Source organism: Flavisolibacter ginsengiterrae DSM 18136 (assembly GCF_059568575.1).
In genome coordinates this window covers 109302-124636 of the sequence record NZ_JCANTR010000006.1, presented here as the reverse complement: position 1 = coordinate 124636, position 15335 = coordinate 109302, and the positions used below count along the sequence as shown (strand labels likewise).

The window sequence follows — 15335 nt, the reverse complement described above, 5'->3', positions numbered from 1 at the left end:
ATATCAGGAAGGTTTTTAAACTTAGTTAGGTAGCGGTCTTTATAAGACCGCTTTTTTTATTCCTGTTTATTGCCATTACTTAATGCTTTTATGCCAGTGCCGGGGCAATGCCTTCGGTTTCTTCACCTCTTTCAGTGATGGCCTTTGATCTTTTCATTGGTTGTCGTGCCCAGTAAGTCAGGCTTCGCCATGCCCATTCAAAAGGACCAAAACGGAAATAGTACAGCCAGGTAGTACTAAAGATGATTTGAAATATCCAAATACAGAACACCACATAATACTCCTGGTAACGCTCCAGTTTTCCATATAAGCCAAAACCATATCCATAAAATACCAGGGAACAAATGATAGATTGCATCAGGTAATTGGTAAATGCCATTTGGCCAACTTTCGATAGCCAATTCCTGGCCGTAATAGCCATATTGTATTTATACAGTAGCATGACCAGGCTTAAGTGGCCCAAGGCCATTATTATTCTTCGTTCCTGGTATATATCAATGATGGAGCGTTTGAAAAATAATGAATTGTCAAAGCGTATAGCAACAAGACTATAATGTTCATAATAACTTAGAGGTAATCCAATAGTGTAACAAACAATAAGTAGTGTCCAGTAGAATTTTTTTGATCGCTGGCCGGTCAGGATATTCCATTTAAAAAATGCCATTCCCAGGAAAAGAAGGCAGATTATATCCAGGAAATAGTATTGATAAAAGATCTTGCTCTGGATCATAGCATTAATAGAACTCATATACGCCAATGTGCCGAAATATCCTTTCTTTCCGATTCCATTGATATCCTTCTGTGCTTCTTTTTTAAGATTTTCCACCTTATGCTTGTCCTGGAAAGCCATCCATTTTTCTTTTGCTTCTTTTTGATCCTGCGTGAGCATGGTTTTTTGCTTTCCCAGTGCAAGAGCGTTTTCCCCATTAATTCTAAGCTTATGCTGCTGGTACATTTCATAACTTCTTTTACCTGTAGCACAAAGCATAAAGACTATCCCTATCAGGAAAAGATGGCGGGCTTTTAAATTTCTGAAGGGAAATAAAATGAGTCCACAAATCGCATAGGAATATAAAATATCACCGGGCCATAAAAATATAAACGCATTGATCATCCCAAAAAGGAACAGCCATAATAATCGCCTGTAATAAATATCGGCAGGGTTGATATTGGTTTGTTTCTTTTCTAACCTTGATAAAAGTAGTAAGCATCCTGCCCCAAAAAGCATGGAAAAAAGGGCCCTCATGGTTCCCTCAAATAGCCCATTTACAGTCCACCAGGTGTAATAATTTAAACCACTGTATTCATTCTTGAGGTTTAGATTGAAAGCCTGGACCTCTGGATTGGAGAAAAACGGGATATTCATCATCAGGATTCCCAGGAGTGCAATTCCCCGTACAGTGTCAATGATCTGGATGCGTTCTTTTTGTGCCACAGGGGCTGAGGCTGCAGGTATCATTTTGGTTGGTTTTGTCAGTTAAAATGATACGGCGTTTTTAAGGGGAGATTTTACAATCAATTTATGAAATATCCGTAAAGAAAACAATGGCAAAAAAAAGCTGCCCCCGTTTTATAAAACATCGGGGCAGCTTTTTATAAAAAATTAGAACCAGGCAGTTTTAAAAGACTTTTTTACTATCTACTTTATTGCCATCGCTATCCAGTTCAACAATTTCATATCCGAGCTTTTTCACTCCATCCAATACTTTGGCTTTGTCACCTACCAGCAAGATGTTGATCTTTTCCGGGTGCAGGTATTTTTTTGCAAATGCCTGCATTTCAGATTTTGTCATTCCATTAAGGATTTTTGTTTGCATGGCTGTATAATTGGCTGGTAAATTATAATCCAGTATCCGCCTGATGAACATGGCCTTTTGGGGACCGGTCTCATAACGCAAGGCATCACTCTGGCCTATGGCACCTTTCATAAAAGCTACTTCTTCATCTGATGGACCTTTCTGAACATAGTCATTCATCTCCCTCATTACTTCTGCCAGCGCACTGTCAGTAGCATCGGCCCTGATGCCTGAGGAAAAACGGAACTCTCCAGTATTATCATCACCAATGAAACGACTGCTGGCGCCATATGTCCAACCCTTTTCCTCGCGCAGGTTCATATTCAGCCGGCTGTTGAAACCACCACCTAAAGGGAAGTTGGCAAGGAAGGATTTGTAATAATCACCCGTCGCATCGTACTTTAAGCCTGTAGCATAACCAACCCTGAATTCAGTTTGGGCACCTTTAGGGACATCTACCAGGTAAACCTTTGTTTTATCTACATTGGTTGCCACATTAGAAGGCTTCACCAGGTTTACTTTTTTATTAGGCAATTGTTTCAGAAAATCCAGTTGAGGCAATACTTCATCCTGCCTGATATCACCCACCACCACAACTTTGGCCCCCTGGGAGGTCATGTAGTTCTTATAATAGTTCTCTATATCCTGCAGTGTGATATTTTTTACTGTTTCCTCCGTACCGTCTTCGCTAATGCCCAGGATATTGTTAGCGCCATAATTCAATTTGGCAAAAACGCTGTTGGCAATGGTTGCTGGCTGGCCTTTGGCAGCTTTCAAAGATTGTAAGGCTTGCTGTTTCAACCGGTCAAATGCATCCTGTTTGAAAACTGGCTGATACAAACGCTCTTTTAAAATAGCCAGGCTCTTACTAAAATTCTTTTTCAGAGATTGAACTGTATAGGTCACATCATCTGTATTGCTTACAATGCTGATGGTACTTCCTAATGATTGCAGGGCTGCGGTAAGTTGTTCCGCTGTATGCTCCCTTGTATCTTCCATCATCATATCCGTGAAAAAGCTGGCCAGGCCTGCCTTACTTAGGTCACTGGATGATGCCAGGTGTCCACCTGGGATGCTTAAAGAAAAAGTTACTGTTGGCACTTCGGTGTTTTGCGCACCGATCACCTTTATACCATTTGGCAGGTCTTTTTTCCAGAACTGCGGCACTTTTACAACAGGGTTGGCACCCGTGGCCGGTATTTTTTTACGATCGAAATTGTCCTTTGCTTTTACATATTGCAAACCGGAATAGCCATAGTCAGGTGCGATATATTTTGTCGAATCTATTTTGAAATTATCTGCTCCAGCTATAAGTGCATCCTGCCCTTTTGGTGTCACACTTAATACCACAGCACCTTTTCCTTTCAGGTAAGAATTATATACTCTTAACACATCTTCTTTTGTCAGGCTGGAATACATCTTCAACAGGTCAGCGATCTTGTTAGGGTTTCCTGTGAAGGTTTGAAAATTAGCCAGCTGGCTCACTTTACCCTGCACGCTCTGCAACCCATTGATCAATTGGGCTTCCCTGGATCCTTTGAACTTGGCGATATCTTCCTCAGTCACTCCTTTGGCTTCAAAGCTGTCAAGCGCAGCACGGAAATTCTTTTCCAGGTCGGCAAGAGACTTTCCTGCCATTGGAGTCAATTGGAAAATAAACTCTCCTGCCAATTCATCAAAACGACTGAATGCACTTGTCTGCAAAGCCTTTTGCTTCTTGGTCAATTGTTGGTATAATACTGATGTCCTTCCCTGTCCAAGCAATTGGGCCAGGCACTGAAGGGCCGCCATGTCTTTATTGTAATTGGGAACCGTTGGATATACCACAGCCAGCAAAGGAAGCTTTGCATAATTATCCGTGTAAGAAGCATAGCGGTTACCCTCAACCTGCACTGGAGGTAAAACAACTGGCTTTACTTCCGGGCATTTTGGGATAGAGCCAAAATATTTCTCGACCATCTTAACTAAACTGGCAGTCTGCACATCTCCTCCAATTGTCAGCGTTGCATTGTTAGGTCCATACCAACGCAGGAAAAAATTCTTTAGGTCATTCACATCTCCGCGGTTCAGATCTTCAATGTATCCGATCACTTCCCATGAATAGGGATGGCCATAGGGATAGAGGTTTTTACTGAAGGTTTGCGATACAAGACCATAAGGTACATTGTCTACCCTCTGGCCTCTTTCATTTTTCACAGTGGCTCTTTGTACTTCAAAACGTGCCTGGGTAACTTGTCCTAGCAGGAACCCCATGCGGTCAGCTTCCAGCCAAATGGCTTTTTCCACCAGGTTGCTTGGAATGGTTTCGTAATAGTTGGTGCGGTCACGGTTGGTAGAGCCGTTAAGGGATCCCCCACCGCCTGTGATGATCTTATCATGCTGTCCTTTTAAAGCATTATCCGAACCTTCGAACATCATGTGCTCAAAGAAGTGGGCAAACCCTGATTTGCCTATCTGTTCCCTGGCCGAGCCTACATGGTAGGTAACATCCACGTGCACTACGGGATCGCTATGATCTTCATGCACGATCAGGGTTAGTCCATTGGGTAAAACATACTTTTCATAAGGGATGACGATCTCATTGCCTGTTTTGGTAATTTTTTCTACCAGCTTTGCCTGCCCGAATAGGACGGAACTACCCATGAACACCAGGGAGGTAAGCAGCAGTAATTTTTGTTTCATGTTTATGTTTGTTTATTAAAAGCGAAGCGACAAAATAGATTAAAAAAAGATGCTGTAGATTACCATTTATAAAAAAAGGCGCATCATTCGTTCAGTGCCAAAAAAGCGGCGCTAAACGATGTAAAATAAGTAATTAGAAATTTTATCATTTTTGTTTCCACCATAGGTTGATCCCATTTCCGGCCATCCATTTCCCTAAATGCGTTTTCAACTTTCTCTTACCTTAGAAAAAAATTCCACTATGAATGGATTTAGCCAAAAGGCTCATGAAATAGATTACCGGATTATTGGTGAAGAAATGCAATGCGTGGAGATCGAGCTCGATCCTGAAGAAACAGCCATTGCCGAAAGCGGCGCGTTTATGATGATGGATGATGGCATCCAGATGCAAACCATTTTTGGGGATGGAACAGGGCAGCGCCAGGGCCTGTTGGGAAAGCTGATGTCAGCAGGAAAAAGAGTGCTGACGGGTGAAAGTTTATTTATGACCACTTATACCAACATAGGTCATGGCAAGAAGAAAGTATATTTTGCTTCTCCCTATCCAGGCAAGGTTATTCCCCTTGACCTGATCAGGCTGGGTGGCAAAATGATCTGCCAGAAAGATGCGTTTTTATGTGCTGCCAAAGGAGTAATGGTAGGAATAGAATTTCAAAGAAAGCTGGGTACCGGTTTATTTGGTGGTGAAGGATTCATCATGCAAAAGCTGGAAGGGGATGGGATGGCATTTGTTCATGCAGGCGGTCATATTATGGAAAGAGAACTGCAACCCGGCGAAATACTTAAGATCGATACGGGTTGCATAGTAGCTTTTACACCAAGCTGTGATTATGATATCCAGTTTGTAGGTGGCATCAAAAACACCATCTTCGGGGGTGAAGGACTTTTTTATGCTACACTCAGGGGCCCAGGAAAAGTGTGGGTGCAAACCCTCCCTGTCAGCAGGTTAGCGAGCCGAATCCTTCAATATGGTACGGTAAGCCGTAAGGATGAAGGGGGCATACTTGGGGGGTTGGGTAATATGATAGATGGCGACGGATGGTAAATGATCCTTTCGAAAATATGGTAAAGCCTCTTTACAGGGGCTTTTTTTATGGGTGTCGCCTTAATAAACCTTATTCAATATAAAATGTAATAGGGCAGGTGGTCAACTGCATTATTTTTCTAAGGCAATTTTTACTTTTCTCTCAAATCTGCTTTCTTTGGCCTCTTTAAAACCAAACTAACTATGTCCGTTTTTTATCCGGCCTTTTTTGAAAGCAACGCCTATTTTATAGATGAAAAAGTCTCCTTTCTTAAATTTCACAATGAATACAAAGTGTATGATCCCATGGGCTTACAGGTGGGAAGTGTGCGCCAGCATGTTCCGGGATGGCATAAATTCCTGCGCCTGTTCCTGAAAAAGGCTTTTTTCCCATTCACGCTGCACGTTACAGATACTAACGAAGTTTTACTGGCCAGCATTCAAAGGGGATGGACCTTCTGGATGTCCAAAATTTTGATCACAGGCCCCAATGGGGAAATTACAGGTTCTATCAGGCAAAAGTTCCGTTTTTTAAAGCCCCGCTTTGTCATCTTTGACGCCCATGAAGAACAAATAGCGGAGATCAATGGAGACTGGAAAGCCTGGAATTTCCGTATTTCAGATGCCAGTGGAAATGAAATTGGATTGATCAATAAAAAATGGGCAGGGGTAGCCAAAGAACTCTTTACTTCAGCAGATAAGTATCATGTCAGTATTGTTCCGCAGTATGCTGAAGATCAGAATAAGATGAATATTGTAATTACTGCCATTACCATAGATATGGTGCTTAAGGAAAGCAAATAGTTTCGAGCCCCGGTCTTCGGGGCTTTATTTTTATTTTACAGCTACAGTGTCTTTTTTCTGTGGGGTAGTACCCGGGTAAGCACTCGCCAGGGACAACTCATATTCATCTTTTTCCTTTAAGATTTTAATAAGCTGTCTAAGCTGGAAGGAGTCTGCCGATTTAGCGTACACCTGGTCGTGGGCCAGCAATACCAGGTGATCAGGGTGTTTTGTATTTCCTTTCCGGAATACACTGTCAATTTCATCGGACATTTTCTCCGCGCTTGTCATCACACTCATAGTCTTGTGATCAAACTGCCATTCCAGGTCCCAGCCCATAACAATAAATCCTGCCTTTTGAAGCGAATCAGCGGCTGCAGCGCTTTTTTTGATGTCTGTAAACTGGATGCTGTCTGTGCGCCATATATTCCTTCCGGGCGTTCGCACGATATCATTTTTTAAATGAAGGCTATCCTGGCTTCTCTCAAAATCATGTACCACTGAGTCAGGATATTGGTAAAATTTCTCATAATGGTTGTGGGCATGAGAATAACTATGGTTACACAATTCTATCTCCCTGGCCATTTGCAGGCTGTCCCACATTCTTCCCTGGCTGCTGCTGGCAAATACATGCTCGCCCACGATAAAGAAAGTTACCGGCACCTTTTCATCCTGCATGATATGCAGTACGTTTTTGGTGCCCCTGTTGGGTCCATCATCAAAGGTGAGATAGAGCTTTTTCTTTTTCTTCCTGGGTTTCAAAGGTTTTGTTTCATTGGCGTCAATTATTTTACTGATAACAACGGGTTGCTGTAAAACTGCAACAGGTGGAGTAAAAATTACTCTTGAAGGTTTGTGACAGGAGAACAAAAAAATAAATGCTAAGAGGCTGGTTTTGGCTATTGTGGTATAAGGATCACCACCATCATCTGAGGATTCCATCCGGAATAAATATTTACTATGAATGTATTACCGCAAACAGCCATTCTGCAAATTTCTTTGGTTAAAGAATATGTAAATGCGGCAAACTTATAGCTGCTATCCGCTTTGGATACATATTACCCATCCATCTTCATTGTCACATGCAATTGCAGATCATGCAGTAATTAAGATGTACCATCTGCATGCACCATTATCCTTTGTCGATGAAATAAAAGCTTCGGTCTAAAATATTTGTTATACCAGCAGTGAAGAATAAGATTTGCACCGACAAACCATCATCCAATGTTTAACCTGTTTGATATTCAATCCATGAGAGCAACCATCAAAGTGATCGCGGTAGTGATCATGCTCCTGGTGATCGTAAACCTTTTTGCCTGAGTAGAAATTTTTATCCAGGTAGTTTAAAATTATCTGCTTATCGTTAGTTCCCTGGTTCATAATCATAGGGGAGCAGGTCTGCCAGGTTTTTCCAGCTCCAGTAACCCTGGTTGATCCAGCTTCTCTGGTCAACAAAATACCCGTTTGGCTTTATCAGTATCGCATCCAGCAGGTCCACATAGGAGATCTGGGTTCTGACATCCAGTGGCAAACCATACTGCTCCAGGTATTGTTTTTCAGGAGCCTTTTTGGTATAGGTAATACTAACCTTTCCTGGAAACCATAGTTCGGCGTCGGCCGTAGTGTCATTAAAGTAATAATAGCTGGAATCATAAGGATTGGCCAGCCGGTCAAATTTTGTTGTGTTATTTTTCGAAAGCAGATCCACGGTAAACCCATTTTGTTTAAGCGTACTATCGTAATAAGACCTGATAAAATGCAGCCTTGACCCGTAATAGGCTTTTTCTCTTGCCTGTTTCCATGCTGCCTGTTGTTCCGGACTTCCTTCCATATCAGTATATAAGCAATAGCCCCTGTAGGAGTTGATCTCGGTCTTGTAAGAATGAACAAAGGAATCCAGCTCATACCGCATGGTATAGCCCAGTGCATTATTCCGGAGCTGTAAAGGCTCTGTAGCCAATACTTTCAACCGGTCATTTTTTTTATAGTAAAAGAATTTCAAAACCTCGGGATTTGCCAAAGTACAACTGTCGGCAAATGGAGTGCGACCAATAAAATGATCAGTAAAGAACTTGCCATACTTCTCCCATCCATCAGTCACTTCATTGCTGCTCTTGATCACGATCTCACTCATGCTGTTGTCAGCCTTCTGCAGTTCCAGGTTGAATTCCCTGTCTGCCACAGCTTCAAAGTTGATGGTTCGGCTCACATACCCGGTAAAAGATACTATGAGTTCATAACCACCCTTAGTAAGATAAAGCCGGTAGTTGCCTTCCTTGTCGGTAACTGTTCCCCTGGTAGTGTTCTGGGCAAATACTGAAGCACCTTCCAGTGGAAGCTTGGTCTCTGCATCGGTAATTTTACCTGTTACTGTACTTTGAGAAAAAACAATGGCTGATATGAATAAGGAAATAGTGGCCAGGAGGAGGTGTGGACTTTTCATAGTGATACTAAAATAGAAAAATTAAAGCGTTATTTCACCTCTTCCCAGGGCTGCCTTATATTTTTCACATGAATTTGCAATAACGGTTTCAAGTGGAGTAAAGTTGAACCCCGGAAGGGCTGCCAATAGCGCCGAATTATCAAAGCTTGTCTGGCTCTGGGCTACCTTAGCGGTTTCCCGGGTTAATAGAGGTTTACTTCCTGTAACCATAGCCTTTACGCCTTCAAGTCTCCATGCCAGTTCGCCCATGGCCCTGGAAGCTTCACGTGTAGGTCTTTGTTTGCCGAAATTGTCAGCTATTGTGTTGAATAGTTTTTGAAATGGCCAGTTATCAGCATTGATAATAAATCTTTGCTGATTCAGGCCCGAATCAAGTAACTGTACTGTTGCTTCTGCCACTTCTTCCACACCCACAAACCCATTAATTCCTTTGGTATACCAGGCAAAACCTTTGTAAGCGTTTTTAAATATGGCGCAACTGGATTGGTTCCAGTCGCCATAACCCAAAATAGTACTTGGATTGACCATCACACCTTCAAGTCCTTCCGCGAAACCACGATAGACATGCATTTCTGCATGGTGTTTTGATATCGCATAGTGCGTGTTGCTGCTATTTTCTTCCCATTTCCTTTCTTCTGTTACCATTCCTGCCTTTGTTGTTCTTCCCAGGGCCGCCACTGAACTCACATGGATCATCCTGGTAATACCGCTTTCAATAGCACAATTCACCACGTTGGCTGTGCCTTCCACATTGACCTGGTACATTCTATTGCGGTCCTTCTGGTCGAATGAAACAATGGCAGCAGCATGGATCAATGCCGACACATCCTCCATCGCTTCTTCAAGAGAAACCACGTCCAGCACCTCAGCTTCCACCCATTCCACTTTTTGCAGTATGGCTTCAGGAATAAAAGAAGGAAGTTTTGGGGATCGCCTGGTAGCTCTTACATCAAAACCTTTCTCAACAAGATTTTTTAAAATATAAGCGCCGAGAAAGCCCGTACCGCCGGTTACAAGAACTTTTCCTTTTTGATTGGTTGACATTGATGGGGGCGAAAATATTACGAATCAATGGTTTCACCTATCAACTTGTTACTAATAATCATAATAGCCTTTTTTGGTCTTCTTACCCAGGTGCCCCAATTTTACCTTTTCTTCCTGCAGGTAGGATGGTTTGAGGCGTGCAGGTTTATTTAGTTGCTCATACACCGAGCAGCTCACAGCATAATTAACATCATTGCCTATCAGGTCCATTAATTTAAATGGCCCCATCTTAAAACCCCTGCTTTCCAGTATCCTGTCAATGGTGCCATAATCTGCAATTCCTTCTTCTGCAATGCGCAGGGATTCAATATAAAAGGGTCTTGCCACCCGGTTGACAATAAACCCGGGAGCATCTTTGCATACAACGGGTTGCTTACCCAACTTTTGGGTAAATTCCACCAATGCGCTTATTGTCGCGTCACTCGTTTGTTCACCCCTGACCACTTCCACCAGTTTCATTAACGGTGCAGGATTAAAAAAATGCAGGCCTGCAAATCGACCGGGAATTGGAATATGTTGGGCTATGGCGTTGATGGAAAGTGAGGAAGTGTTGGATGCAAAGATGGTCTGCCCTGTATTGATCGCACCAAGTTGATCAAACAGCCCGGTCTTGACTTCCATTTTTTCAATGATGGCTTCTATCACCAGGTCGGCCCTGCAATCTGTAATGGATGTAGTGAACCGGAGATTGTGGTAGATATTATCTTTTTCTTTTGCCGTGAGCTTTCCTTTCTCTACCAGCTTATCAAGGTCACTATTGATCTTCTGTTTCGCTTTTTCCAATACTTCTTCATTCAGATCATAAAGTAGGGCAGTATAACCAGCACTGGCGCATACTTGTGCAATGCCGCTACCCATTGTTCCCGCCCCGCAAATGCAAATGATATTCATCTGTTGATATTAGTCAGTAAAAATATGGTACAATAATTTCTAACTTTATAAAGACCAAAGAAATCAAGATGAAATATAAAAATACCATATTGGTCGCAGTGGGTGCTGCCCTGGCCGCGTTGGCAACCATTTTCCTGGTAAGAAAAAAGCAGGAAATGGCAGGTGAAAGGCCTCCGCGTAAAGCACCCCAATTAAAGAATGTGGAGAATCCGGGTGACCAGTCGGAGTTCTTAACTTCTCCCAGTGATTCTGAAATTGGATAGCCAAAAAGATTCGGGATGACCGCGGAGAACCCTTTGCTGAAGATGCAATGCCTTTCATACAAATAATATAAATCTTCATTATGCCAACAACTGCCGGGAGAGACCTGTTTCAAAGAAGATATACCAGTTCTGTGGCTTTCCTGGTAGGACTGCTGCTTTTCTTCCTTCCATTTGTAGTGATCAAATGCAACAATACCCCCTATGCTGAAAACACCGGGCTGGGATTGGCATTTGGCACCAATTACAAGGTCATGGCTCAAAAAGATCTCCCGGATATATTGCAAAATAAAAACCATAAAGAGGTTGCCAGTGAAGAAGAAAAAGGAAAATTATATGTCTTTGCTCTGGTTGCACTCCTGGCGGGTGTGGCCGGGCTGTTATTTTCTTTATCAAGAAACCGCACTGCATCCTCAGTTTCCATGTTCATGGGCATTTTGGGTGCTTTATGCCTGGTCGTTGTTATGTTCCAGATCAACAGTGATGTCAGGCGAAACTCGGGAGGTAACGGACCTGTTGATATTTCCAATAACATAAGGGTCACGGCCAATTATACGGTATGGTATTTCATAGCTATTGCCAGCTTCCTGGCTGCGGCTTTCTTCAACTATAAACGTGGAGATATCGATATTCATCATGAGGTCGATTCTCCCAGGCAGGCAGACAGGGAAGAAATCGCCAAACCTCCTGATGGTTGGTAAGAAAACTTTAGCATCAAAAAGACCCTCTGTCAAGAGGGTCTTTTTGATTATTTTAAATAGTTATTTTTTAAACCGCACTGTCAAATTGTTTCAGGAATCGTGCGTCATTTTCACTGAACAGTCGTATATCATTCACATCATACAGTAACAAGGCAGGTCGCTCTATCCCCATTCCAAATGCATAACCTGTATACTTATTGCTGTCAATACCACAGTTTTCCAACACTTTCGGATGAACCATGCCGCATCCAAGAATTTCCACCCAGCCAGTGTGCTTGCAAATACGGCAACCTTTGCCGCCACAGATAAAGCAGCTTACATCCATCTCCGCACTTGGTTCTGTAAAAGGGAAATAGGAAGGCCTGAAACGCACCTTTGTATCCTTGCCAAACATTTCCTGGACAAAGAAATAAAGTGTTTGCTTCAGGTCAGCAAAGCTTACATTTTCATCAATATACAGTCCTTCGATCTGGTGAAAAAAGCAATGAGATCGGGCAGAAATGGTTTCATTGCGGTAAACACGCCCGGGACAAATGATCCTGATAGGCAGTTTTCCTTTTTGCATCTCCCTTATCTGTACATTGCTTGTATGTGTGCGCAATAACCAGTCAGGATTTTGATGAATATAAAATGTATCCTGCATATCACGGGCAGGGTGATTCTCCGGCAGGTTTAAAGCTGTGAAGTTATGCCAGTCATCCTCTATCTCAGGTCCGTCAGCTACAGAAAATCCTAATCGCTGGAAAATGTTGACCATGCGGTTGCGTACCAGCGTTATAGGGTGCCGGGAACCAATGGCAATGGCATCTCCGGGCAGGGAAAGGTCCACTTCTTCTTTTGTTGTAGTGGTGGTACCTGCAGATGATTCTTTGGCCTGTTCATACCTGGCTTCGGCAAACTGCTTGAATTCGTTCAGCACCTGGCCAAACTCTTTTTTGCGATCGTTGGGTACATTACGCATCTCACCAAAAAGGCTTTTCACCAGTCCTTTAGTGCCCAGGTATTTGATCCGGTATTCCTCCAGTTGTTGTGGTGTTACGATCTCGTAACCCTCAATATCCTTTCGGTAACCTTCAATTTGCTGTAACAATCCTTCCATGCCCGCAAAGATAGGAGATGAAGCATTAGAGCCCTAAGCATGGGAGGCCCAGGATAGTTCAGGAACAAAATAGTACATAGCTATAATTCTGTAGCGTTAAAAGTGTCGCCCTGGTTAATGTCTCCGGTATCAAACCCTTTTTTGAACCAATACATCCTTTGAGCAGAAGTGCCATGAGTAAAGGACTCCGGAACGACATATCCCTGTGCTTCCTTCTGTAGCCTGTCATCACCAATGGCATTGGCAGCATTTAAGGCTTCCTCAATGTCGTTGGCTTCCAGGTAGCCCTTTCCTTTTTCATAATGCGCCCATACGCCGGCAAAAAAGTCTGCCTGCAACTCCAGCCGCACGGAATATTGATTGTATTCTTCTTCACTAAGCCGGCTTCTTAGTCTCTGTACCTTATCGGAGATGCCAAGGAGATACTGGATATGATGACCCACTTCGTGAGCAACTACGTATGCCATGGCAAAATCACCAGGTGCACCAAAGCGTTCTTTGAGATCATCATAAAATGAAAGATCGATATATAACTTCTGGTCGGCAGGGCAATAAAAAGGTCCTGAAGATGCACTGGCATTACCACAACCGGATTGCGTAACACCACTAAACAAGACCAGGGTGGGTTTTGGATAATCCTTTCCCGCTTTCGACAAAATCTGTTGCCAGGTATCTTCCAAATCTTTTAATACCACGGTTACAAATTGGGCTTCCTGGTCCTGGGCGCCCTTCTGCTCTGTACTCATTGGCTGTCCCTGGTTGGGCAGGGGTAGTTGCGTGTTGCTCCCGTCGCCTCCCAATAATAGATTCAATACCAGGACGATAACTCCCAATATACCCCCACCGACAGCCACCTGCCCGCCGGATACCCCTCTTCTGTCTTCAACGTTATCGCTGCCCTTTCTTCCTTGCCAAAGCATAATTGATTGTTTTATAATTATGTATAAAAAAACGTGCCCAACAGGGTTGAACTTGAACCATTGCCCAACCTAATTTACTGCATGTTTGTCAATTTCAGTATCCACAGAAGATCAGTTTCCCCTAAAAACCATTTTATTTGCCTCCTAATGAAATCATTCATGAAACTGGTGAGGTGTATTGTCCTTTTTTTTATCCTGGTTAGCTCTGTTTCTTGTTCAGTCTTTAAAACCGGGCGTAACGAAAATAAACTTGATATCACGTTTATTCACATCAACGATGTTTATGAGATAGCTCCTTTGGCGGGAGGTACACAGGGAGGAATGGCCAGGGTAGCCACATTGAAGAAGAAGTATAAAGCTAGAAACCCCAATACCCTGTTGGTAATAGGTGGAGATTTTTTGAGTCCTTCTGTTTACAACAGCCTTCAATACGGAGGGAAAGCCATCAGGGGCAAACAAATGGTGGAGTCTATGAATGTTGCCGGTATGGACCTGGCGGTATTCGGTAACCATGAATTTGATATTAAAGAATCTGAGCTTCAGCAGCGCATCAATGAATCTGGATTTCAATGGATAGCTTCCAATGCTTTTCACCGCGAGAATAGTGCAGTAAAGCCTTTTGCAAAAAATGATACTGCATTTCCCAGGACCTTTATAATGAATTTTCGTGATGCCGATGGCACCACAGCACGCATTGGTTTCATGGGTATCGTCCTTCCTTTCAACAAGGCAGATTATGTTTCCTACACTGATCCGCTGAAGTCTGCCAAAGAGGCTTATAATTCGCTGAAAGATTCTGTGGATGCTGTAATAGCCCTAACCCACCAGGCTGTATACGAAGACAGCATACTGGCTAAGGAAATACCAGGACTGGCATTGATATTGGGCGGTCACGAACACGATATGCGTTTCCTGCAGGTCGGTAATATATACATAGCTAAAGCACATGCTAATGCCAAATCCGCATATGTAGTTAACCTGACCATTAATAAAAAGAAAAGGTCAACCCTGGTAAAGCCTAAGCTTGTTTACCTGGACCAAACTGTGGCCCTGGACAGCGCCACCAATGTAGTGGTACAAAAATGGACGGGCATTGCCAATGAAAATTATAAAAACCTGGGGTTTGACGCTGCAAAAGTGGTCATGGACCATAATGGGCCCCTGGATGGACGGGAAACAGAGATCCGGTCTCACGCTACCAATCTTACCCAACTGATAATGTCTTCTATTAAAGAGGCAGTTCCTACAGCCGAAGTTGTCCTGATGAATGCGGGATCTATAAGGGTTGATGATTTCCTGCAGATGCCTTTAACTGAATATGATATTATCCGCACCATGCCCTTTGGCGGTGGCATCAGGGAGGCAGATATGAAGGGTAGCCTGCTGATCAAAACCCTGGAACAGGGAAAAAAGAACAGGGGCAATGGTGGCTTCCTGCAATACAATAGCGAAGTAACACGCGAAGAGGGTACCTGGAAGATCAACGGTGAACCTATTATTCCTGGGAAAACCTACCATGTTGGTATCACGGAATTTCTTTTAACAGGCAAAGAAGCCAACCTGGATTTTTTGAATCCAGGCAACCCCGATGTAATAAGGATATATAAAGCTGAAACTTCCAACAATGATCCCCGTTCTGATGTAAGATTAGCTGTAGTTAGTTACCTGGAAAAACACAGGTAAAATGCTGTT

13 protein-coding genes are annotated in these 15335 nt (G+C 43.0%); 5 read left to right on the top strand and 8 right to left on the bottom strand.

What is annotated here, in order from left to right:
* Positions 1-88: 88 nt before the first annotated feature.
* A complete protein-coding gene (locus BP74_RS08455; protein ID WP_496373027.1) occupies positions 89-1459 on the bottom strand; it encodes a DUF418 domain-containing protein in 1371 nt (456 codons plus the stop codon).
* Between the two features lie 160 nt (positions 1460-1619).
* Positions 1620-4478 (bottom strand): M16 family metallopeptidase, encoded by a 2859-nt coding sequence (locus BP74_RS08450; RefSeq protein ID WP_496373026.1) that lies wholly within the window; start codon positions 4476-4478, stop codon positions 1620-1622.
* Positions 4479-4719: 241 nt separating this feature from the next.
* On the opposite strand from BP74_RS08450, the gene BP74_RS08445 reads away from it, so the two are divergent.
* Positions 4720-5523: a TIGR00266 family protein gene (locus BP74_RS08445; RefSeq protein WP_496373024.1), complete on the top strand. Its 804-nt coding sequence runs from the start codon at positions 4720-4722 to the stop codon at positions 5521-5523.
* 183 nt (positions 5524-5706) lie between these two features.
* Positions 5707-6306: an LURP-one-related/scramblase family protein gene (locus BP74_RS08440; RefSeq protein WP_496373022.1), complete on the top strand. Its 600-nt coding sequence runs from the start codon at positions 5707-5709 to the stop codon at positions 6304-6306.
* A gap of 30 nt (positions 6307-6336) precedes the next feature.
* Here the strand turns inward: BP74_RS08440 and BP74_RS08435 are convergent, their stop codons facing one another.
* From BP74_RS08435 to BP74_RS08420, 4 genes are all read right to left on the bottom strand, one after another.
* The gene (locus tag BP74_RS08435; RefSeq protein ID WP_496373021.1) at positions 6337-7227 is read right to left on the bottom strand and encodes a polysaccharide deacetylase family protein; all 891 of its coding nucleotides are present in this window, start codon (positions 7225-7227) and stop codon (positions 6337-6339) included.
* Positions 7228-7648: 421 nt separating this feature from the next.
* On the bottom strand, positions 7649-8728 hold the full coding sequence (locus BP74_RS08430; RefSeq protein WP_496373019.1) for a carboxypeptidase-like regulatory domain-containing protein: 1080 nt from the start codon (positions 8726-8728) through the stop codon (positions 7649-7651).
* 21 nt (positions 8729-8749) lie between these two features.
* Entirely contained in the window at positions 8750-9772 is a 1023-nt protein-coding gene (locus BP74_RS08425) for an SDR family NAD(P)-dependent oxidoreductase (protein WP_496373017.1), read from the bottom strand.
* 51 nt (positions 9773-9823) lie between these two features.
* Complete coding sequence (locus BP74_RS08420; RefSeq protein WP_496373015.1) at positions 9824-10663, bottom strand: 3-hydroxyacyl-CoA dehydrogenase NAD-binding domain-containing protein; 840 nt, start codon at positions 10661-10663, stop codon at positions 9824-9826.
* 68 nt (positions 10664-10731) lie between these two features.
* Between BP74_RS08420 and BP74_RS08415 the strand changes: the two genes are divergently transcribed.
* Complete coding sequence (locus BP74_RS08415; protein WP_496373013.1) at positions 10732-10926, top strand: LPXTG cell wall anchor domain-containing protein; 195 nt, start codon at positions 10732-10734, stop codon at positions 10924-10926.
* 80 nt (positions 10927-11006) lie between these two features.
* The gene (locus BP74_RS08410) at positions 11007-11624 is read left to right on the top strand and encodes a hypothetical protein (RefSeq protein ID WP_496373011.1); all 618 of its coding nucleotides are present in this window, start codon (positions 11007-11009) and stop codon (positions 11622-11624) included.
* A gap of 67 nt (positions 11625-11691) precedes the next feature.
* Here BP74_RS08410 and pheS read toward each other — a convergent pair whose 3' ends face one another.
* Together pheS and ypfJ are read right to left on the bottom strand one after the other, a co-directional pair.
* A complete protein-coding gene (gene pheS / locus BP74_RS08405) occupies positions 11692-12723 on the bottom strand; it encodes a phenylalanine--tRNA ligase subunit alpha (protein WP_496373009.1) in 1032 nt (343 codons plus the stop codon).
* 80 nt (positions 12724-12803) lie between these two features.
* Positions 12804-13643 carry a KPN_02809 family neutral zinc metallopeptidase gene (gene ypfJ / locus BP74_RS08400; RefSeq protein WP_496373007.1) on the bottom strand — a complete coding sequence of 280 codons (840 nt, stop codon included), beginning with the start codon at positions 13641-13643 and terminating at the stop codon, positions 12804-12806.
* A 147-nt stretch (positions 13644-13790) separates the two neighbouring features.
* Here ypfJ and BP74_RS08395 point away from each other — a divergent pair, with 147 nt between their 5' ends.
* The gene (locus tag BP74_RS08395) at positions 13791-15326 is read left to right on the top strand and encodes a bifunctional metallophosphatase/5'-nucleotidase (RefSeq protein ID WP_496373005.1); all 1536 of its coding nucleotides are present in this window, start codon (positions 13791-13793) and stop codon (positions 15324-15326) included.
* Positions 15327-15335 lie beyond the last annotated feature (9 nt).